This window comes from Brachybacterium sp. p3-SID957, from assembly GCF_025144775.1.
In the GTDB taxonomy this organism is placed as follows: domain Bacteria; phylum Actinomycetota; class Actinomycetes; order Actinomycetales; family Dermabacteraceae; genus Brachybacterium; species Brachybacterium epidermidis.
The window spans coordinates 1-20315 of sequence record NZ_JALXKT010000026.1; the positions used below are offsets into that span (position 1 = coordinate 1).

The 20315-nt window shown below is 71.1% G+C and carries 18 protein-coding genes; 11 read left to right on the forward strand and 7 right to left on the reverse strand.

Features of this window, described 5'->3' with window-relative positions; translation table 11 throughout:
• Positions 1–22: 22 nt before the first annotated feature.
• The 4 genes from M3B01_RS07330 to M3B01_RS07345 all read right to left on the reverse strand — a co-directional run bounded on the left by M3B01_RS07330 (position 23) and on the right by M3B01_RS07345 (position 5869).
• Positions 23–1765, reverse strand: coding sequence for an ABC transporter family substrate-binding protein (locus M3B01_RS07330; protein ID WP_259790688.1), 1743 nt, complete (start codon positions 1763–1765; stop codon positions 23–25).
• A gap of 264 nt (positions 1766–2029) precedes the next feature.
• Complete coding sequence (locus M3B01_RS07335) at positions 2030–3844, reverse strand: ABC transporter ATP-binding protein (protein WP_259790691.1); 1815 nt, start codon at positions 3842–3844, stop codon at positions 2030–2032.
• An 11-nt stretch (positions 3845–3855) separates the two neighbouring features.
• Positions 3856–4872 carry an ABC transporter permease gene (locus M3B01_RS07340; RefSeq protein ID WP_259790693.1) on the reverse strand — a complete coding sequence of 339 codons (1017 nt, stop codon included), beginning with the start codon at positions 4870–4872 and terminating at the stop codon, positions 3856–3858.
• A 4-nt stretch (positions 4873–4876) separates the two neighbouring features.
• Positions 4877–5869: an ABC transporter permease gene (locus tag M3B01_RS07345; RefSeq protein ID WP_259790695.1), complete on the reverse strand. Its 993-nt coding sequence runs from the start codon at positions 5867–5869 to the stop codon at positions 4877–4879.
• A gap of 350 nt (positions 5870–6219) precedes the next feature.
• Here M3B01_RS07345 and M3B01_RS07350 point away from each other — a divergent pair, with 350 nt between their 5' ends.
• Together M3B01_RS07350 and M3B01_RS07355 are read left to right on the forward strand one after the other, a co-directional pair.
• Positions 6220–6555, forward strand: coding sequence for a hypothetical protein (locus M3B01_RS07350; RefSeq protein WP_259790697.1), 336 nt, complete (start codon positions 6220–6222; stop codon positions 6553–6555).
• A 23-nt stretch (positions 6556–6578) separates the two neighbouring features.
• Positions 6579–8267 (forward strand): ABC transporter family substrate-binding protein, encoded by a 1689-nt coding sequence (locus tag M3B01_RS07355; RefSeq protein WP_259790699.1) that lies wholly within the window; start codon positions 6579–6581, stop codon positions 8265–8267.
• Between the two features lie 3 nt (positions 8268–8270).
• Here M3B01_RS07355 and M3B01_RS07360 read toward each other — a convergent pair whose 3' ends face one another.
• Positions 8271–9569, reverse strand: coding sequence for a molybdopterin molybdotransferase MoeA (locus M3B01_RS07360; protein WP_259790702.1), 1299 nt, complete (start codon positions 9567–9569; stop codon positions 8271–8273).
• A 41-nt stretch (positions 9570–9610) separates the two neighbouring features.
• On the opposite strand from M3B01_RS07360, the gene M3B01_RS07365 reads away from it, so the two are divergent.
• The 8 genes from M3B01_RS07365 (at position 9611) to msrA (ending at position 17386) form a co-directional block, all read left to right on the forward strand.
• Positions 9611–10597, forward strand: coding sequence for an NADP-dependent oxidoreductase (locus tag M3B01_RS07365; RefSeq protein ID WP_259790704.1), 987 nt, complete (start codon positions 9611–9613; stop codon positions 10595–10597).
• A 39-nt stretch (positions 10598–10636) separates the two neighbouring features.
• Positions 10637–12109 (forward strand): class I SAM-dependent methyltransferase, encoded by a 1473-nt coding sequence (locus M3B01_RS07370; RefSeq protein WP_259790705.1) that lies wholly within the window; start codon positions 10637–10639, stop codon positions 12107–12109.
• Positions 12106–12813, forward strand: a complete 708-nt coding sequence (locus M3B01_RS07375; protein WP_259790706.1) for a DUF4129 domain-containing protein — start codon at positions 12106–12108, stop codon at positions 12811–12813. The genes M3B01_RS07370 and M3B01_RS07375 overlap by 4 nt, the downstream gene beginning before the upstream one ends.
• On the forward strand, positions 12810–13385 hold the full coding sequence (locus M3B01_RS07380) for a hypothetical protein (RefSeq protein WP_259790707.1): 576 nt from the start codon (positions 12810–12812) through the stop codon (positions 13383–13385). The genes M3B01_RS07375 and M3B01_RS07380 overlap by 4 nt, the downstream gene beginning before the upstream one ends.
• Entirely contained in the window at positions 13382–14392 is a 1011-nt protein-coding gene (locus tag M3B01_RS07385; protein ID WP_259790708.1) for a MoxR family ATPase, read from the forward strand. Before M3B01_RS07380 ends, M3B01_RS07385 begins: the two co-directional genes overlap by 4 nt.
• Positions 14393–14469: 77 nt before the next feature.
• Entirely contained in the window at positions 14470–15735 is a 1266-nt protein-coding gene (locus M3B01_RS07390) for a DUF58 domain-containing protein (RefSeq protein WP_259790710.1), read from the forward strand.
• Positions 15735–16283: a hypothetical protein gene (locus tag M3B01_RS07395; protein WP_259790712.1), complete on the forward strand. Its 549-nt coding sequence runs from the start codon at positions 15735–15737 to the stop codon at positions 16281–16283. Before M3B01_RS07390 ends, M3B01_RS07395 begins: the two co-directional genes overlap by 1 nt.
• Positions 16284–16687: 404 nt before the next feature.
• Positions 16688–17386: a peptide-methionine (S)-S-oxide reductase MsrA gene (gene msrA / locus M3B01_RS07400; protein WP_259790714.1), complete on the forward strand. Its 699-nt coding sequence runs from the start codon at positions 16688–16690 to the stop codon at positions 17384–17386.
• A gap of 181 nt (positions 17387–17567) precedes the next feature.
• Here msrA and M3B01_RS07405 read toward each other — a convergent pair whose 3' ends face one another.
• Positions 17568–17807 (reverse strand): hypothetical protein, encoded by a 240-nt coding sequence (locus M3B01_RS07405; RefSeq protein WP_259790716.1) that lies wholly within the window; start codon positions 17805–17807, stop codon positions 17568–17570.
• A 144-nt stretch (positions 17808–17951) separates the two neighbouring features.
• On the opposite strand from M3B01_RS07405, the gene M3B01_RS07410 reads away from it, so the two are divergent.
• Complete coding sequence (locus M3B01_RS07410) at positions 17952–19388, forward strand: DUF2079 domain-containing protein (protein ID WP_259790718.1); 1437 nt, start codon at positions 17952–17954, stop codon at positions 19386–19388.
• A gap of 32 nt (positions 19389–19420) precedes the next feature.
• Here the strand turns inward: M3B01_RS07410 and M3B01_RS07415 are convergent, their stop codons facing one another.
• The gene (locus tag M3B01_RS07415) at positions 19421–20233 is read right to left on the reverse strand and encodes a hypothetical protein (RefSeq protein WP_259790721.1); all 813 of its coding nucleotides are present in this window, start codon (positions 20231–20233) and stop codon (positions 19421–19423) included.
• Positions 20234–20315 lie beyond the last annotated feature (82 nt).

The following is a 20315-nucleotide window of genomic DNA, read 5'->3' on the forward strand; positions in this document are numbered from 1 at the left end:
GGCCCCTCGGGTGCAGGTCGGATCAGCCGTTGAGCTTGTCCGAGCCGGCGACGTAGCCGATCTTGGTCCAGTCCGGGCTCTCGAAGCCCCAGGCGCCGTAGTTGGCGAGATCCGGGTGCTGGACGTAGAAGTCGTAGGACTGCCACAGCGGGATCACACCGGCGGCCTCCCACAGGTGAGCGTCGGCCTCGTTCATCAGCTCCAGGCGCTTGGCGGGATCGGTCTCCACCGCGGCCTGGTCCAGCAGGGGATCGGCCTCGGGGGCGGGGACCTTGCCGAAGTTCTGCTCGCCGTCGGTCTTCCAGATGGAGTCACCGGAGGACAGGAACGGGTTGCCGACCCAGCCGAACAGGGTCAGGTCGAACTCGCCGGGGATGACGTACTTGGAGAACAGATCCGTCGGCGGAACCTTCTGGACCTTCATGGTGATGCCCACGGCTGCGAGGGCCTCCTGGACCACGGGCACCACGGCCTCGTTGGTCTTGGAGCCGTCGTTGTACACGTAGGTGATCTCGATCGGCTTGCCGTCCTTGGAGTAGACGTCGCCCTCCATCGTGTAGCCGGCGTCCTCCAGGAGCTTCTTGGCGGCCTCGGGATCGTGCTTGCCCAGATCGCCGGCGTTGTCCTGGTAGCCCTCCTGGTTGGTCATCAGCAGGTGGTTGTTCAGCGGCTCGGTGTTCTCCGGGTACGGCATGGTGGAGTTGACCGAGAGGAACACCTCCTCGCGATCGATGGCCCGGAAGATGGCCTGGCGCACGGCCTGGTCCGCCAGCGGGCGGCCCTCGGTGGCGTTCAGCGTGATGTGGGTCCAGTTCGGGCCGGCGGCCCTGCGCAGCACGGCACCGTTGTCGATCAGCGGCTCCACCACGGAATAGGTGGCGGGGACGGTGGTCTGGATGACGTCCAGCTGGCCGTTCTGGAAGCTGGTGGCGGTGGCCGCCGGGTCCTCGATGGTGGTGAACAGCACCTGGGACAGCAGGCCCTTGTCGCCCCACCAGTTCTCGTCCTGCTCGAGCAGCACGGTCTTGTTGGCGGCGTCGATCTTGCCGATCTTGTAGGGGCCGGCGGTGACCAGGGGCTCCGCCTGCCAGCTGTTGTTGAACGCCTCGGCGGACTCGGCGAGCGAGTCCGGCATGACGGCGGCGAGTCCGATCCAGTCCGCGTACTTCTCCTTGAAGGTGATCACGGCGGTGAGGTCATTGTCGCCCTGCTCGATCTTCTCGACCTTGTCGTAGCCCGAGGACGACGCGATGGCGTACTCCTCCTGGGAGCCGTTCATGATGTTGAAGACGTTCTCGATCGACTTGTAGTCGATCGGGGTGCCGTCGGACCAGGTCATGCCCTCGGTGAGCTCGATCTCCATGACCTGAGGGTCCTCGGAGGTGAGCTCGATGCGCTTGGCGTAGTGCGGATTGGGCGTCACCTCGCCCGCGGCGCTGTACTGGTAGAGGCTCGGGTAGATCGCACCCATCATGTCGGTGGTGTTGCGCTCGTTGCCATCGGAGTGGAACGTGTTCCAGTTCGCGGGGAACGCATTGTTGGCCAGGCGCAGCACGCCGCCCTCGCCCAGCTCGTCGCGCTCCTTGGCGTTGATGTCGTTCTGATCCGACGCGATCTGGTCGTCGCCACCACCGCCGCCGTCAGAGCCGCCATTGCCGCCGGAACCGCCGCCCTCGCCGGTGTCCTGGCTGCAGGCCGCCAGCGCCGTCACGGTCACTGCCGACAGGGCGGTCGCCCCCAGCATGGAACGTCGCGTCAATCGCATGTGGATCTCCTTCGCTCACGGGTACCGAGATCTTCGGGCCCGCTCGATGTATCGAGCCGTGCCGCGGGGACCGGCCGTGACCACCATGGCCACGCCCTCGCGCGCGGTGGAGTCAGTCTAAGGACGTGGTGACGCTCGACACGCCTTCGGGCTCCCCCTGTTACCGCTTTGCAACACTGCAGGTCTCGGTGCTTTCGGCTTCCGACCCCCGCCGGGGATGACGAAGGGGCGGCCCTCTCGTGCGCCGCCCCTGCGTCGATGCTGTCAGTTCGTCGCGTGCGAACCGCCGGCGTCCCTGTTCTGGGGATCCACGGCAGGCGCGTCGTCGTCCGCGTCGAGATCCTCCGCACCCTCGAACGCCTGGCGGTCGATCACCTGGCGACGGCGCTGTCGGGCCTTCTCGGGGTCCGGGATCGGCACCGCGGCCAGCAGCTCCCTGCTGTACTCGTGCTGCGGATGGGCGAACACCTCGTCGGTGTCCCCCAGCTCCACGATCTTCCCCCGGCGCATCACGGCGATGCGATCGGAGATGTGGCGCACCACCGACAGGTCGTGGGAGACGAACAGGAAGCTCACGCCCAGGCGGGCCTTGAGGTCGGCCAGCATGGCCAGCACTCCGGCCTGCACCGTCACGTCCAGCGCGGAGGTGGGCTCGTCCAGCACGATCAGCTTCGGGTCGCAGGCCAGGGCACGGGCCACGCCCACGCGCTGGCGCTGGCCACCGGAGAACTCGGTGGGGAACCGGGCCGCGTGCTCGGGCAGCAGGCCCACCATGCTGAGCAGCCAGTCCACGCGCTCGTTCATGCGCTTCTCGCTGTAGCGCTGAACCCGCATGGGCTCTTTGATGATGTCCGCGATCGGCATGCGGGGGTCCAGGGAGGCCATCGGGTCCTGGAACACGATCGAGACATCCGCCCGCATGGCGGCCCTCTCCTGACGGGAGAGGTTCCCGGTCTCCTTGCCGGCGATCTTGATCGATCCCTGCTGCGGTGCGCGCAGCTGCATGATCTCCATCAGGGTGGTGGTCTTGCCGCAGCCTGATTCACCCACCAGGGCAAGGCACTCGCCCTCGCGGATGTCGAAGGAGATGCCGTCCACCGCACGCTGCTCCCCCACCTTCCGGCGCACCAGTGCGCCCTTGGTGATGGGGTAGATGCGGTGCAGGTCGGTGACCTCGAGGACCTTCGGGCGCTCCTCGCGCGGAGCCTTCGGCCCGGCGCTCTCCACGATCTTGGCCAGGTCCAGCATCGCCGAGCCGGCCACGGCGTCGGTCTCGTCCGCACCGGACAGGTCCACGCGCGGCACCGCAGAGAGCAGGCTGCGGGTGTACTCCGCGCGGGGGCGGTAGAAGATCTCGTCGACCCCGCCGGTCTCCACCATCCGCGCTTCCTTCATCACCAGCACGCGGTCGGCGAAGCCGGCCACCACGCCCATGTCGTGGGTGATCAGCACGGTGGCGGCACCCAGCATCTCCTGGGCGCTCTTGAGCAGCTCCATCACCTGCGCCTGGATGGTGACGTCCAGAGCGGTCGTGGGCTCGTCGGCGATGATCAGCTCGGGCTCGTTGGCGATGGCCATGGCGATCATGGCGCGCTGGCGCATGCCGCCGGAGAACTCGTGAGGGTACTGCTTCGCGCGGCGCTGCGGCTCGGGGATACCCACGGCATCCAGCAGTTCGACGGCCCGGCGATGGGCCTTGTCGGCGCTCACGCTCGGGTGGTGGATGCGCACCACCTCCGCGATTTGCCGTCCGATCTGGTACACGGGGGTCAGGGCCGACAGCGGGTCCTGGAAGATCATCGAGATGGTGTTGCCGCGCAGCGTGGACAGCTGCTTGTCGTCCATCGTGAACAGCTTCTTGCCCATCAGATCGATCTCACCGCTGATGGAGGCGCTCTTGGGGAGCAGCCCCATCACGGCCAGGGAGCTGACCGACTTACCGGAGCCGGACTCACCGACGATCGCGAGCGCCTCGCCCTGATGCACCTCGTAGCTGAGGTCCTGCACCGCCTGCACGGTGCCGTACTCGGAGGGGAAGGTGACGCTGAGGTCCCTCACGGACAGGATCGGATCAGACATTCGGCTCCCCCTCAGAGACGGCTCGAGCCGCTGGTCGGGTCGAGGGCGTCGCGCAGCGCTTCACCCATGAGGTTGATGGAGATCACCAGGGCGGCGAGCACGGCCGCAGGCGGGATCCAGGTGTACGGGGCCGAGATGTTGTAGTCCTGGAGCACCGTGCCCAGGGACACCTGCGGGTACTGGATGCCGAAGCCGATGAACGACAGGCCCGTCTCACCGAGGATCGCGGCACTCACGCCCAGCGTGGTGTCGATGATGATCCAGCTGGCGATGTTGGGAATGATGTGCCGCACCATCGTGACGATGGGGTTCACCCCCATGAACTTCGCAGCTTCCACGTACTCGGTGCGCACCAGCTGCTGGGTCATCGCGCGCAGCACACGGGCGGTGAGCATCCACGCGAACAGGGCCAGCAGCGGGATCATCCACAGCCACGAGGCACGCTGCAGCACCGGACTGAACAGCATCAGCAGCAGCAGCGAGGGGATCACCAGGAACAGGTTGATCAGGTTCACCAGGGCCCCGTCGCCGATGGCGCCCCACTTCCCCTTGCCGCCGATGTAACCGGCGGTGATGCCCACGATCAGGGCGAGGAAGGTGGTGAGCACGGCGGTTCCCAGGCCGATCACCATGGAGATCCGCAGGCCCTGCATGGTGCGGGCGAAGATGTCCAGCCCGTTCTCGTTAACCCCGAACCAGTGGTACTGGGTGGGGCCGGTGAGGGAGTTGCGCAGGTCCCTCTCGAAGGGGCCGTACTGGTAGAACATCGGAGCGAAGATCGCCATCAGGACGAGCACCGCGAAGATGATCATGCCGATCCATGCGCTGCGGTTGCGCAGGAAGCGCCTGCGCAACAGCTCCCCGCGGCTCATGGACTCGATCGCGGGCCCGTCCTGGGCCGGTACCGCGTCCTCCTGGAGGTTCGGATCATCGAGCGCCGATCCGAGCACGGGGTTCGCATCGGGATCGGAGCGCCTGCGCAGCTCGGAGGCGTCTTCGGTCGAGCGGATGTCGCCGGGGTTCGTCATCGTCTCACCGGATCCTCGGGTCGAGCGCACCCTGCAGGATGTCTGCGAGCGTGGCGGAGAGCAGGGTCAGGATCGCGGTGTACAGCACCACGCCCGCTGTGCCGTTGACATCGGCCATGCCGATGGAGGAGACGGCGAAGCGGCCCACGCCCTGCCAGTTGAACATCAGTTCCACGAACAGCGAGCCGGTGAAGGCTGCACCCACCGCGAAGGCGAAGTACTGGCCCATCGGGATCAGCGCCATGCGCAGGCCGTGGCGGTTCATCGCCTGGCCGCGGGTGAGCCCCTTGGCGCGGGCGGTGCGCAGGTAGTCACTGCCGAGCACGTCCAGCGTGGTCACCTTCATGTAGCGGGAGTAGGAGGCCGCAGCGGTCAGGGACAGCACGATGGTGGGCATCACCAGGGCTTCGATCTGGTACTTCCAGGAAGCCCAGGAACCCTCAGGAAGCAGGGGGTTGATGGGGTTGATGGCCGGCAGGCCCCAGCCGGTGGCGTCCATGATGCCCTGGTTGGTCTGCTGCACGATCAGGATGATGACCGGGGTGGGCAGGGACAGGATGAAGAAGGCCAGCAGGGTGGTGAGGCGGTCGCCGATGGAGTCACGGGCCACGGCGGCGACCATGCCCAGCAGCACACCGGCGACGGTGCCGATGATGGTGCCCAGGATCACCAGGCGCAGGCTGATGGGGATGCGGTTCGCCAGTTCGTCCACCACCGGGACCATCGACTTGTTGGTGCCGGTGGTGACACCGAGGTCACCTCGCACCAGGCCGCCGAGCCAACGGGCGTACCGCTCCATCAGAGGGGTGTCCGGGTTGACGTTGCGGACGTTGAGGTAGTGCTGCGCCGTCTCATACGGCACGGGCTCGGTGGCGATCGGCGGGTACAGCACTTCCTGCGGGTTCATCAGGGCGGCCGCCAGCAGGTAGGCGAAGCTCGTCGCCAGGAACGCCAGGATCACGTACGTGAGCACTCGGATCGCGACGAATCTAGCCACGTCGTCTCCTCACCATGCTGTCCACCATCCGTTTCGTTCCTCTCCATGCTGTCGACGCGGCGATGCGGATCCCCGCATCGGCCCCGTGGGTATGACGCGCTGGAACCCCCGACGGACGCCGACCATTTCCCCGTGGCGGGCGCGCCCTGGAGGACGTTTGCCACGATCCCACAGCTGTTTCCGTCGACTGCGTACTCGCGGTGCGCTCCGGCGTGCCGGACTGACGCATCCGGCAACGATAGCCCCTGACACGATAATGCCTTGACAGAGGCCGCGATCACTTAGGAACTGGACGACAGGGCACTCCCGTGCCTGTCGGGCCCGCCCATGCGCGAAGTTATGCTCGAATCGTGACCTTTCTGCATCTGCTCGCGGTCCTGGTCGGCATCGTGGTGGCGGTGGTGGCCGCCGATCTGCTGCGCCACGCGAACGTCGGCACCTGGCCGATCGGTGTCGTGATCCTGGTGCTGATCCTGGTGACGGGCTGGACCTACAGTGCCTGGCTCGCCGCCCTCACCCTGGGCCTGGCCGCAGGCTTCGCGGCGACCGCCGGACTGGACCTGGTGCGGTCGGTGGCGCGGGGCAGACGCGAGCGGTCCGAGTCCCGGCGCACGCGCCAGGAGGAGCGAGCACGGCAGCTGGAGAAGCTGAAGCCGGGCACGCACAGCCACCGGACGATCCTGTGAACACGCCGCGGCCACGCGATCTCGTGAGCGCGCTGCGGCCGCGCCGGTCCTTCCTCGCCGGGGCGGGAATGCTGGGAGCGGCCACTGCTCTGGCCGCATGCACCGGCGACTCCCCCTCCCCCAGCTCCCCCACCGTGCAGGGTCCCACAGCGACTCCCCTGCCGGACGTGGCCTGGGACCGCGCCGACCACGCGAACGTCCCTGACGGGGGAACACTGCGCCTTGCGGTGCGGCGACTGCCGGAGAACTGGAACTCGCATCATCGGGCCGGCGCCGTCTCCGAGCTGGACCTGCTGCGCGCACCCCTGGGGCTGGGGGCGGAGATCACCGCGCAGGGCACGGACCCCCATCCTGACTACATCGAGAGCGCCCAGGTCACCGCGGAGCAGCCGCAGACGGTCAGCTTCCGCTACAATCCCGCGGCGGTCTGGGAGGACGGCAGTCCCATCACCGTCGCCGATCTCATCTCCCGCTGGAGAGCGAACAACGGCAGCGATCCGCAGTTCGAGGTGGCCAGCACCGTGGGCTGGGATCAGATCCACTCCATCGAGCAGACCGATGACGAGTTCACCGGGCAGATGGTGTTCACCTCGCCCTTCGCGGACTGGGTCACCGTGCTGCACCCGGATGTGCCCGCCTCCGTGACCTCGACCCCCCAGGCCTTCAACCAGGCCCACGCCTCCACGCCCACGCCGTCGCGGGGTCCGTTCCGCGTCGACTCGATCGATGAGGGCACCGGGATGGTGGCGATGGTGCGCAACGAGAACTGGTGGGGCAGGGCGCCGCGGCTCGAGCGGATCGTCGTCTCAGCGCTGGACCCCTCCCAGGCGCCCCAGGCCTTCGTCTCCGGGCATCTCGACGTCCTCGAGGTCTCCACCGCCCAGCAGCTGGAGCTGGTGCGTGGGCGCCGGGACGCGACGATCCGCCGCGCGGGCGGCACGTCCTGGACGCACCTGACGCTGAACGTGGAGGGGCCCGAGGCGCGACTGGCCGATCCGGTGGTGCGGGAGGCCATCGCTCGCGGCATCGACCGCGAGGCGATCGCTCGCGCCGCCCTGCAGCCGCTGGGGGCGCCCGTGGTGCTGATGGACAACCTGGTGCATCTGCCCGGGCATGACGGCTACGCGGACTCCTTCGGCTCCCTCGCGCACGATCCCGAGGCCGCTGCATCGCTGCTGGAGGAGGCCGGGTGGCGCATGGAGGGGCAGCGCCGGGTGCGGGACGGCGAGGCGCTGGCGATCGTGCTGGTGGTGCCCGCGCAGTCACCGTCGCTCGCTGAGCGGGCGTCCCTGGTGCAGGCGGATCTGTCCGGGCTGGGGTTCGAGGTCGAGGTGCGCGAGGTGCCCGCCGAGACGTTCTTCGCCGAGCATCTGGCCCAGGGGGCGTTCGACGCGACGACGTTCGCGTGGGCCGCCACCCGATTCCCGGGCACTTCGACGGCCGCGATCGCCTATCCGCTGGATTCCGGTCAGAACTTCACCGGGATGGCCGATGAGCGCATCGGACCGGTGCTCGAGGAGATGGCGGCCGCCCAGGAGCTGTCCGAGCGGACGCGCCTGGCCAACGAGTTCTCCGCGATCCTGGCGGAGACCTTCACGGTGATCCCGCTGTTCGTGATGCCGGAGGTGTGGGCGGTGCGCGAGGGCGTGCTGAACCTGGGGCCGTCGACCGTGGAGCGCATGGACTGGACCGCGGTGGGTCTGCGCCGCTGACGCTCAAAGGGGCAGTGCGAGCACGGCAGCGCCGAGATCCCCAGCGGCGGCACCCGAACGGCTCGCAGCTCCACCAGCATCGCCCGCGGCTCCACCAGCATCGCCCGCGGCGCCATCGGCATCGCCCGCGGGTTCGCGCAGCACCAGTGCCTCTGCCCGGGCATAGGGCGTGAGCCTCCTGCCGGGCAGCACGTCCACGAGCAGCCGTCCGTCCTCGGCGCGCCGCCAGGTGCCGGGCTGGACCAGCAGCGCACGGCGGCCCCGTCGGCCCCGGAACATGCCGGGATCCTCACCCAGCTCCACGCGGATCGGCTCGGCCTCCACGCCGGGCAGCAGCTGTCGCACGAACAGGTGGTACCCCACCAGTGCCCCCACGGGAGTGCCGGGCAGATGGATCACGGGCGTGCCGCCGGGCAGTCGACCGCGGCCCTGGGGGCCACCGGGGCGCAGCGCCAGGTGCACCAGCTCGGAGGTCCCCGCTCCCTGCTGCCCCAGTGCTGCGCGCACCACGTCGAAGGCACCCTGGCCGATCCCACCGGTGGTGATCACCAGATCACAGTCGGGCTCGATCTCGCGCAGCAGCTCCCTCAGGGATGCGGGGTCGTCCCCGGTGTGCCAGGCGCGGGCGCGGGCACCGTCGGCCTCCAGGGCGCTGACGAGCATCAGGCCGTTCGACTCGCGCACCATGCCCGGGGCGGGGCCGCCGGTGGCGGCCAGCTCGTCGCCGGTGACCACGACGCCCACCCGCACCGGCGCCAGCACCGGGAGGGTCGCGAGGCCGAGGGACCGCGCCACCCCGATCAGCCCCGCCCCCACCGGGCGTCCCGCTCCGGCCAGCAGGTCCCCGCGCACGGCCTCCTCACCACGGGCGCGGATGTGCCGCTGCGGGGGTGGCAGCTGCTCCAGGGTGATGGTGACGCTGCCCGGCGCAGCCCCGAAGGGGTCCGCGTCCGTGGCCTCGACCTCCACCACTGCATCGGCTCCGGCGGGAACGGGGGCTCCGGTCATGATCCGCATGGCCACGCCTGCCGGCAGCTCGGGGGTGGCACCCGGGCGGGCAGGCAGGTCGGCGGCCACCGGCAGACGGGTGCTGCCGGGCGCGTCCAGATCCGCCCGGCGCACCGCGAAGCCGTCCATCGCCGACAGCGGCACCGTCGGGACGTCCTCCGGGCTGGTGACCGGGCCGGCCAGCACCCGGCCCCGCGCCTCGGTGAGCGGCACGTCCTGGACACCGGGGGCGAGGGAGACCTGTGCGCGCAGCGTGGCACGCCAGGTCCAGACGTCGATCAAGTGTCCGCTCATCGCTCCATCATGCACCGGGGCGGTGGGTGCATGATGGTGGTATGCGCGCGATCACCTACGACCGGTTCGGCAGCCCCGACGTCCTCACCCTGGTCACCGACGCCCCGCAGCCCGAGCCGGCCGAGGGCGAGGTGCTCGTGCAGGTCACCCACGTGGGCCTCAATCCCCTGGACCACAAGATCCGCGATGGCTCCTCGCGCCTCGCCTCCCTGGTGGAGCTGCCGGCCGGCACCGGCCGCGAGATGGCCGGCACCGTGATCGGCGGCGGGCCGGATCTGGACGACTACGAGCTGGGGTCGCGCGGGCTCGCACCCGGCACCCGCGTTTTCGGGATGCGCCCGCCCGGGGACCTGAGAGGCACGGCCTGCGAGATCATCGCGATCGCGGCAGATGCCCTCTCTCCCGTCCCCACCGAGGTGGAGGCGGAGGACCTGCCGCGGTGGGCGGGTCTGGCGCTGGTGGGGCTGACCGCCATCGCCGCAGTGGACGACGCGGCAGAGGTGTCCGCTGGGCAGACGGTGCTGATCCACGGCGGCACCGGCGGCGTGGGCCAGATGCTGATCCCGATGGCGCTCGAGGCGGGCGCAGCCACGGTGTGGGCCACCGGCCGCGCGGCCAACGCCGAGCGCATCCGGGAGCTGGGTGGTGAGCCCATCGCGTACGACGAGGCGGACTGGCAGCAGGAGATCGACCGCGCCACCGGCGGCCGCGGGGTGGACGTGGTGCTGGACACCCACTACCACTCCACCTTCCTTCCCAGCCTGGACCACGTGGCACCCGGGGGCCGGGTGGTGCCGCTGCCCACCCTCGCGGATCTCACCCCGGCACGGGAGCGGGGCATCACCGCAGTGATCCCCGAGATCACGGTGACCCGGCAGCGCCTCGACCGACTGGTCATCGGACTGCGGGAGGGCCACTACCGACTGGAGGTGTCCCAGGTGCTTCCGCTGGAGCAGATCGCCCGCGCCCACGAACTGCTGGAGGGCGGCCATACCCGCGGCAAGATCGTGCTGGACCTGAACGCCTGATGCCCCCTCGCCCGGCCGCGAGCCGGTAGGGTCGCTGACATGCCTGCGCCCTCCGCCAACGATGCCGACGCGCAGGCCGATGACGCCGTGCGGGCACTGGAGCCGCTGCTGCGCCCCGAGGGGTGGACGCTGCTGAACACCCTGCCCCCGTACCGGGAGAAGGACGCCCTGCGCCTGGGCGCCACGCTGCGCGAGGCCGGGCACGACCCCGCCCTGGTCTCCGCCGCGCTCACCCAGTCCCGGCTGCGCGCCCGCGCCACCGAGAAGTTCGGGGAGTTCGCCGCCTCGATGCTCTTCACCCCGAACGGTCTGGAGCAGGCGACCCGGCTGCCGGTGGCAGCCCTGCACGCCGAGCGCTTCGCGAAGGCCGGGGTGGGCTCCGTGGCCGATCTGGGCTGCGGGATCGGCGGGGACTCGATGGCCCTGGCCGGCCTGGGCATGGACGTGCTGGCCGTGGACCGCGATCCGGCCACGGTGGCCGTGGCCACCGTGAACCTGCGCCCCTTCCCCAACGCACGGGTGCGGCTGGGCCGCGCCGAGGGCCACGACCCCACGCAGACCGAGGGCATCTGGCTGGATCCCGCTCGGCGAGCCGTCTCCGGTCGCGGCACCCGGCGCCTGCACGACCCGGAGGAGTACGAGCCGCCGCTGTCGGCCGTGATCGAGCTGGCCGCCCGGCTGGGGAGTCTGCACGGCGGCACGACGCTCGAGGGGCCCTGCGCACCGAGCGGCGACGGGGGGTCGCGCGTGCGCTTCGGCGCTCTGGGCGCGAAGCTCGGACCCGCGATCGACCGGGAGCTGCTGCCGGTCGGCACCGAGACCCAATGGCTGTCCTGGCACGGCCAGGTGCTGGAGGCCACCTGCTGGTTCGGGCCCTTGGCCACGCCCGGCACCCCCACCAGCGCTCTGGTGGTGGACCGCGACGGTGCGCACCTGCTCACGGCGCGCACTCATGGTGCAGGCCCGGCGCGCAGTCATGGCGCCGGAGCCAACGGCGACGAGAGCGACGAGAGCGTCAGCCCACCTGCGGTTGCGGGTGCGGGCGATCGCGCCGACAGCGGCCAGGTGCCCGGGGATCCGCAGCCCGGCCCGCTGGGCGACCACCTCTACGAGCCCGACGGAGCGGTGATCCGGGCCGGCCTCATCGGCCGCCTGGCCCGAGACCTCGATGCGCACACCCTGGATCCCACGATCGCGTACCTGACCGGCGACGTGCGCACCACCACCCCCTTCGCGCGCGGGTACGCGGTGCGGGACGTGATGCCGTTCGGCCTCAAGCGCCTCACCTCGTACCTCAAGGAGCACCGCCTGGGGGTGCTGGAGATCAAGAAGCGCGGCACCGCCGTGGAGCCCGAGGAGCTGCGGCGCAGGCTGCGGCCGCGCCGCTTCGGCGAGGAGTCCGCGACCCTGGTCCTCACCCGCATCGCCGGGGAGCAGATGGTGGTGGTCACCTCCCCGCACGGGCATTCGCCGGCAGGCGGGACGGGATCGCCGTCGGGAGGGGCACAGTGACGGCCCAGAGCTCCCCGCACCGCATGCTGGCCCTGCTGCTGCTCCTGCTGTCCCTGGGCGGGATCGGCCTGATCTCCCTGGGTGCCGCCGCCGACAGGGGCGAGATCGGCGTCTTCGTGGGCGAGCGCGAGCGGGATCCCGAGACCGTCCCCGCCGCGCGCGAGCCCTACGAGGAGGCCGACTGGGAGACCGACGAAGCACCCATCCCGCCCGAGCAGCGTGGCGACAATCCCCTGGGCCTGATCCTCGGCGTCGCCGCGGTGGTGCTGGTGCTCTCGGTGCTCGCGATCTGGGTGCTCATGCGCATGCGGGCCCTCGCACAGCCACCGCTCGAGGTGGCAGGGGAGGACGCCGAGGAGCTCACCGTGGACCAGGCCCGCGCCGCCCTCCAGGAGGCGCAGGAGCACCTGTCCACCGTGGTGGATGCGCAGGGCGCGGTGATCGCGGCCTGGCTGTCCCTGGAGCGGACCATCGCCGCCGTGGGCATCCGCCGGCGCCCCTCGCAGACCACCCGGGAGTACGTGGTCGACGTCCTCAGCGGACTCGAGCTCGACAGGTCCTCGCTGGACTCCTTCGCCCACCTCTACCGCCGGGCCCTGTTCGACCCCTCCCCTCTCACCGAGCCCGACCGTGACCAGGCACTCGAGCTGCTGCGCGCGCTGAGAGCGGATCTGGACCGCGCCGTGGGGCAGGAGCGACGATGAGCAGGCGGACCGCTGCCGCCGGTCAGCCAGGCAGGAGCGCCCCTCCCCCGCGCCGGATGCTGAAGGACGCGCTGCCACTGCTGGTGCGGCTGGCCGCCTGCCTGCTGCTCGCGGCCGCGGTGATCGCCGTCAGCGCCACCTTCGGCCTGCGGGTCTCCTGGCCGATCCCCCTGGCTCTGGGGCTGGCTCTGGGCACGGTGCTGTGGATCGTGGACCGAGGAGTGGACCGCGCCGAACAGCTGCACCCGCCGCAGCTGGACCTGGATGCCGACTACGCCCTCCCCCACGCCCAGGACATGCGCGTGCGCAGGCTGGAGGACGCGATCTACGGCGCGCAGCCCAGCCGTCGCATGACCGCCCGCGCCCTTGGCCAGGTGCTCGGCGAGGTCGCCGACGAGCGCGCCCTCGACCCCGACGCCCCCGCTCTGAGCTCGAACCTGTCGCAGCTGATCGAACGCTCCCGCACCCCTGCCGCCCCCGAGCGCTCCATGCCGGCCGTCAGCCCCATCGACCGCCGTACCCTGCACCGCTATCTCCATGAGCTCGCCGCGCGCGAGGAGAGGGACCGATGACCCAGCACCAGAACCCGTCCGACTCACACGGGACCGTCATGTCCGTCTCCGAGGCCTCCCGTGTCGCCACCGAGGTGCTCGATGCGGTCGAGACCGCCGTGGTCGGCAAGCGAGACGCCCTGGAACTGGTGCTGGCAGGCATCCTCGCCGGCGGCCACGTGCTGCTCGAGGATCTCCCGGGACTGGGCAAGACCCTCGCCGCGCGCTCCTTCGCGCAGGCGCTGGGACTGCCCTTCACCCGCGCCCAGTTCACCCCTGACCTGCTGCCGGCCGACCTCACCGGTGCCGAGGTCTTCGACCAGCGAACCGGCGAGTTCGTGTTCCGGCCCGGGCCGGTGTTCACCGGTCTGCTGCTGGCCGACGAGATCAACCGCACCCCTCCGAAGACCCAGTCGGCCCTGCTGGAGGCGATGCAGGAGCGGCAGGTCTCCGTCGAGGGCACCACGCGCAGACTCCCGCAGCCCTTCCACGTGCTGGCCACCGCCAATCCCGTCGAGCACGAGGGCACCTATCCCCTGCCGGAGGCCCAGCTGGACCGCTTCCTGCTGCGCCTGTCCTTCGGCTACCCGAGCCCGGAGCAGGAATGGGACGTGGTCGCGCGTCGCATCCGCCGCCGCCAGGAGGAGCAGTCGGTGCAGAAGGTGCTCGACGCCGAGGGCCTGCTCAGCGCGCAGCAGGCAGTGGAGACCGTGCACGTGGAGGACACCGTGGGCCACTACGCCGTGGAACTCGTGACCGCCACCCGCGATCACTCCCACGCGCTGGTGGGGGCATCCCCGCGAGGCACCCTGGCACTGATCACATGCGCCCGGGCACTGGCGGTGATCCGCGGCCGCGACTACGTGGTCCCCGAGGACGTCAAGGCCCTCGCACATCCGGCACTGGACCACCGGGTCACGGTCAAGCCCGAGCTGTGGCTGCAGAACGCCACCGGCGCCGGCGTGGTCGAGGCCGCCCTGCACTCGGTCGCCGTGCCCGCCGCTGAGGACGACCAGGTCCGCACGTGAGCTGCTCCCCCACAGCCCCACCCACAGGGCGGCCGATCCGTACCAGACCCACGGCGGCGCTGATCCGCGCTGCCGTGGTGGGATGCGGAGCCCTGGGCCTCGCCGTGATCCTGGGACGCCCGCACCTGGTGCTGGCGGGCCTGCCGCTGCTGGTATGGGCCCTGATCGCCACGGCCCGACGCATCTCACGCGACGAGGCACTCGGCATCGAGCGCCCCACGATCAGGCTGGGCCGGGCGGTGATCGAGGAGGGCGCCACCACGGCGGCCACGGTGAGCGCTTCGCCGGGTGTCCTGACCACCACAACCGTTCCCCTGCGCCCCCACGCCGACATGCATCCCCGGTACGGCTCGGTGGTGGGTGACGGCGAGACCAAGCTGCGGCTGACGGCCCACCGCTGGGGACGCGTGGACGTGGGGCCGACGCACGTGCTCCTGGCTGACTCCCTGGGGGCGTTCCGGGCCCAGCTGACGCTGCCCTCGCAGTCGCTGCAGGTGGTGCCGGGCTCCACGGTGCTGGATGCCCCCGTCGGCGTTCCCACCCCGATCGGCGTCAGCGGCGTGCACCTGTCCAGCCGCCGCGGCGACGGCACGGCCCTGTCGGAGGTGCGGCAGTTCCGCACGGGCGACAGGCTCCACCGCATCAACTGGCGGGTCACCAACCGCACCGGGACGCTCCACACCAACGCCACCTTCACCGAGCAGGACACCGACGTGCTGGTGGTCACCGACACCACGGCCGATGTGCGGCCGGCGCCGTGGGCCGGCGACGACGCCCCCACCAGTCTGGACATGACCATCCGTGCGACCTCGGCGGTGGCCCGCCACTACCTGACGGCCGGGGACCGCGTGGCCCTGTTCGACCTGGGCCATCTGATCGGCCCCGTGCCCGCCGGCACCGGGCCGCGCCAGCTGCGGGTGCTCACCGACGCCCTGTCCCGCGCCACGCGGGAGGACGGCCTGACCAAGCCCTCGCGGCGACTGCGCTCGGTGCGCACCGGAACCCTCACCGTGGTGTGCTCACCGCTTCTGGCCCCCACCACCATCACCCAGATCGGCGAGCTGGTGGCGCAGGGCGCGGACGTGATCGTGGTGGACACCCTGCCGCCGAGCATCGGTGACGTCTCCGTGCTGCGCGGAAGGCCCGTCAGGGTCAACGACGCCTCCTCCGAGCGGTTCTGGCCCGAGGCATGGGCTCTGCGCCGCATGGTGCGCGAACGCACCGTGCGGGAGCTGCGCGAGGCCGGGGTGCCGGTGACCGCCTGGGAAGGGCCGTCGTCGCTCGCGCCGGTGCTGCTGTCACTGTCGCAGGCCCGATCCGCACCGCGGATGAGGAGGTCCTGATGCGTCTGAGCCATCTGGTGGATCCGATCGCCCGGCAGCTGCTGGAACTGCGCACCGTGAGCCCCTCGCAGCTCCTGCTGCGCGCGGTGGGAGTCGTGACCACGGTGGCAGCGCTGCTGCTGGCCGCCCCCGGGCCGCTCGGTTCAAACCTGGCCGCGATCATCGCGGCCCTGGCCGTGGCCTGCGGCCTGCTGGTCCAGGTGCTGCTGCCCGACTCCGACCTCGGCGTGCTGCCGCCCCTGGCCATCATGCTGCTGCTGGTGGGCCAGAGCGATCCGGGAGTGCTCCGCGCGGCAGGGATCGGGCTCGCACTGCTGCTGGCCCACATGGCGTTCGCCATCGCAGCGACGGCCCCCGCGCACGGCCTGCACTCCGCCGCCGCTTGGGCCCTGGTGGGGAAGGGAGCGCTGATGGTCCTGGCCGGGAGTGCGGTGGCCGGGCTGCTCGTGGTGGCGCTGATGGGGGTGGACCTGGGGCCGTGGATGGTCGTGCCGGGGGTCCTCGCATTGATCGCCCTGCTGGCCGTGGTGCTACCCCGGGCCGACTGAACGGCCGGTGACCGGCCGGTCCCCCTCAGCCCTCGCGCACCGCGTCGCTGGCTCCCGGAGCGCCCAGGCCGTCGCCGTAGAAGTGGATCAGCTTGCGGGTGCGGGTGCAGATCGAATTGGTGCAGTACAGCGCGTCCAGCCGCGCCCCCTCCTGCGCGATGCGGTCCAGGTGCGGGGTGGAGTTGAGCCGGCCCTAGTAGACGCTGATCGCGTGAGCGGCGTGGTCGTCGGTAAGGATGAAGACGATGTTCGGACGGGGGGAGGACGCATCGGAGGCCGATGGTGACCATCGTTCCATCACGGGATCGGTCCATCACGGGGATCGATGTCGAATTTTCGGCTGACCGCGTAGACGTGGCACCGGCCACGGCGCAGCCCCTGCGCAGCGGCGTACGGTGGGTCGCATGTGGCAGATGATGGACCTGCTGTACGGGCACAAGAAGCAGATGGTCGCACCCGAGGACGCGCTCCCGGGCCGCGACCGGTACCCCTACGCGCTCGAGCGCGAGCACCTGGTGCTGGGCACCGACATGCTGGGGCCCGACTCCCCCGTCGATCCGCGGCCGTGGCCCACCGGCAGCGAGGAGATCATCCTGGCCGGCGGCTGCTTCTGGGGCATCGAGCGGATCGCCTGGCAGATCCCCGGGGTCCACACCACCTCCGCGGGGTACGCGGGCGGGTACACCCCGCACCCCACGTACGAGGAGGTGTTCTCGGCCCGCACCGGGCACGCCGAGTCAGTGCGGGTGATCTACACCGGTGGGGACGACACCCTGCGGGCCCTGCTCACCGAGTTCTGGCAGCAGCACGATCCCACCACCGCGAACCGCCAGGGCAACGACGTGGGCACCGAGTACCGCAGCGCCGTGTACTGGACCACCCCCGCCCAGGGCGAGATCGTGCGCACGAGCGCCGAGCAGTACCAGGAGGCGCTGACCGAAGCGGGACGCGGCCGGATCTCCACGGAACTGTCCCCGCTGTCGGAGGCGGGCTGCGGCGCCTACTTCACCGCCGAGCCCGAGCACCAGCAGTACCTGGCGAAGAACCCCTACGGGTACTGCAACCACGGGTTCAATGGCGTGGCCTGCAGCATCGGGGCCTGAGAGCGAACAACGGGCCGCAGCGAACAACGCACTGGGCCAGGCGAAGAACACTCGACGCGAGGCGAACAACGGGCGGGGCACGTCCCCCGACGCGCCCCGCCCGAGGCCTCCCGCTCGCAGGCTCTTGCCCGCACCCCTGACGTTCATGCGGCACACCACCGGCCGTTGCACCGCGCGGCTCTCAGACCGCCTGCTCCGACTCCCGCTGCACGGTGACCTCCGCGGCTCGGGGCCAGCGGAAGCCCGGTGAGGACAGCGCGTCGATCACCGCCTCCGCAGCTCGCTGCCACGGCCCCAGCTCCCGTGGCTCGATCAGGGTCAGGGCACCGGTGACCCCGGCCGCGATCAGCATGCGGGTACGGCGGGAGCGGAGCGGGCCGGGCAGATCGGGACCGGGGCCGAGGGCCGTGAAGGACGTCATGGACGCACCGTAGACGCGCCAGACCGTGCCGGTCGTCGACCTCAGGTCGTATCCACCCAGACGAAGGTCTACCCGTCGTCGACGCAGCCCTGCCCGCGCGCTCGTGAACTGGGCGACCCCCGCGCACCCGTATACCCTCACTGCGTGCCTGAAGCGACCGTGCGCCCCGCCGGGCCCTCCTCTGCCCGGCTCGAGGCCGACGCCCCCACCCGGTGGGCACGCCGATTGGTGCCATCCCTGCTGGCGGTGCTGGCCGCGCTCGCCTACGGGCTGCTGGGCACCCAGCAGTGGCGCAACCTGGTGTCCCTTTCCTGGGACCTGGGGATCTTCACCCAGCTGGCTCGCGCCTACGGCGAGCTGGGCGCGCCCATCGTGCCGATCAAGGGCGATGACGCTAACCTGCTGGGCGACCACTTCCACCCGATCCTGGTGGCGCTGGCACCGGTGTGGTGGGTGTGGCCCTCCGGCGAGGCGCTGCTGTGGACCCAGGCCCTGCTGCTGGGAGTATCGGCGATCCCCCTGACCCGGGTGGCGATCGACCGCCTGGGCCCCGCGCTGGGGTCCCTCGCGGGGGCTGCCTACGCGTTCTCCTTCGGGCTGCAGGCCGCGGCCGATGTGCAGTTCCACGAGATCGCCTTCGCCGTGCCCCTGCTGGCGTTCTCCCTGACCGCCCTGCTGCGGGGGAGCATCGCCGCCAGCGCACTGTGGGCTGCACCGCTGGTGCTGGTCAAGGAGGACCTGGGGCTCACGGTCGCGGTGCTGGGGGCGGTCATCGCCCTGCGTCACGCCCTGTACCGCCGTGAGGGCCTGGGGCTTTTCAGCTGGGGGATCGGCTGGTTCGTGCTGTCCACCTTCGTGATCCTGCCGATGCTCAACACGGCCGGGCAGTACGACTACACCAGCAATCTCGGCTCCCCGCTCGAAGTGCTCTGGCCGCCGGTGAAGTGGGTGACGGTGGGGATGCTCCTGCTGGCGGCCGGGGTGATCGGGGCGCGGTCCCCGCTGATCTGGATGATGGTGCCCACCCTGGCGTGGCGCTTCACCGGCACCGTGGAGTTCTACTGGGACTGGTACTGGCACTACAACGCGGTGCTGATCCCGATCGCGATGGCCGCGCTGCTGGACGCGCTCGGGGACCGACGCAGTGGTCGCGCCTCGGCCTGGCTGCGCACGGATGCGCCGCGTCCCGGCCGCACGGTGCGGGTGACGGCGGTGGCCGCCACGGCCGCGGTGACCCTGGTGCTGGGCTCCTCGATGCCGGTGATGGACCTCGTGCGGCCCGAGAAGTGGGCGCTCACCTGGCGGGCCGCCCCCGCCCAGGCCGCCCTCGATGCCGTGCCGGACGGCTCGGTGCTGGCCGTAGACATCACGCTGCTCGCGCAGGCCGTCCCTGACCTTGACGTGCAGTGGATGCACGGCCCGAACCAGCGGGTGCCGGACTGCGTCCTGGTGGACCGCTACGCGTTCTCCTGGGGCGGCTCGGTCCCGGCGGACCCAGCACACTGGGCGCAGGAACGCTGGGGCGCCGAGTACGCGACCGTCCTGGACGAGGGCGGTTTCGTCGTGGCCTGTCGCGGCTGAGCACCGTCGTCAGGTCACAGCCTCCCTGGACATCACTCCTGGTCCGGACCGTCCACGGAGTCCCCCGTGTCGTCGCTACCCCCGGGATCCGTGGGGCTCGGTCCCTGCGGAGAGGGCTCCGGCTGCGACGGGGAGGCGGGATCCGACGGCTCACCGCTGCTCCCCCCGCCGCCGGGTGCGGTGGGGGACGTCTCCGCGGGTGTCGTCCCGGAGTCACCGGGCGCTTCGGGCACACCGGGCGAGGTCTCCTCAGGCTCAGTGGGCGCGGGGCCTCCGCTGCCTTCGTCATCGGTGCCGTTGCTCGGTGCGGGACGGGTGGGGGTGCCGGGGCCGCGATTGCTCGAAGTGCCGGAGGACCCGGTTCGATGCCGGGCACCACCGTCGCTGCGACGCGGCTCCGTGGAACCCGCGGAGCGCTGAGCACCTCTGTCGTCCGCGCCCTCATGCCGCTGACCGTCGACAGGGACAGCGGTCGCGGACTGCTCGGCGGTGGGCTCATCCATGACCGGCTCGCCCGTCCCCCTCGGCCCTGCCGGCTCGGGACTGTCCGTCGGTGCGGCGTGGGAGCCCGCACCCTCGGCACTGGTGGGCTCGGGTTCGGCGGGCTCCGCAGTCGGCTCCTGCGCGGGGATCGGCTCGGCCGGCACGGTGGGGGCCGGAGCGGTGTGGGCCGCGTCCTCCACGGCATCGGAACGACCGGAGAAGGGGCCCACCCCCGCTGCGCCCAGGGCAGCGGTGCCCACCCCGCCCATCAGCAGCACGGAGGCCGTGAGCAGCGCGATCCCGCCCCGGCGGCTGCGCACCAGTGGCACGGCGCTGCGGATCCCGGCGGCTCGACGGCGCATGACGTTCCCCTCCGGCCCCGGCTCCGGGGCCCCGGGAGCAAGGGCATAGCGAGCTCTGTCCTGCGGGAACAACCCGGTCGCG

What these genes read in the sequence shown, in the direction of transcription:
- M3B01_RS07330 (WP_259790688.1), bottom strand. Translation starts at nt 1,765, where the DNA reads ATGCGATTGACGCGACGTTCCATGCTGGGGGCGACCGCCCTGTCGGCA.
- M3B01_RS07335 (WP_259790691.1), bottom strand. Translation starts at nt 3,844, where the DNA reads ATGTCTGATCCGATCCTGTCCGTGAGGGACCTCAGCGTCACCTTCCCC.
- M3B01_RS07340 (WP_259790693.1), bottom strand. Translation starts at nt 4,872, where the DNA reads ATGACGAACCCCGGCGACATCCGCTCGACCGAAGACGCCTCCGAGCTG.
- M3B01_RS07360 (WP_259790702.1), bottom strand. Translation starts at nt 9,569, where the DNA reads ATGAGCGGACACTTGATCGACGTCTGGACCTGGCGTGCCACGCTGCGC.
- M3B01_RS07365 (WP_259790704.1), top strand. Translation starts at nt 9,611, where the DNA reads ATGCGCGCGATCACCTACGACCGGTTCGGCAGCCCCGACGTCCTCACC.
- M3B01_RS07370 (WP_259790705.1), top strand. Translation starts at nt 10,637, where the DNA reads ATGCCTGCGCCCTCCGCCAACGATGCCGACGCGCAGGCCGATGACGCC.
- M3B01_RS07380 (WP_259790707.1), top strand. Translation starts at nt 12,810, where the DNA reads ATGAGCAGGCGGACCGCTGCCGCCGGTCAGCCAGGCAGGAGCGCCCCT.
- M3B01_RS07385 (WP_259790708.1), top strand. Translation starts at nt 13,382, where the DNA reads ATGACCCAGCACCAGAACCCGTCCGACTCACACGGGACCGTCATGTCC.
- M3B01_RS07395 (WP_259790712.1), top strand. Translation starts at nt 15,735, where the DNA reads ATGCGTCTGAGCCATCTGGTGGATCCGATCGCCCGGCAGCTGCTGGAA.
- msrA (WP_259790714.1), top strand. Translation starts at nt 16,688, where the DNA reads ATGTGGCAGATGATGGACCTGCTGTACGGGCACAAGAAGCAGATGGTC.
- M3B01_RS07405 (WP_259790716.1), bottom strand. Translation starts at nt 17,807, where the DNA reads ATGACGTCCTTCACGGCCCTCGGCCCCGGTCCCGATCTGCCCGGCCCG.
- M3B01_RS07415 (WP_259790721.1), bottom strand. Translation starts at nt 20,233, where the DNA reads ATGCGCCGTCGAGCCGCCGGGATCCGCAGCGCCGTGCCACTGGTGCGC.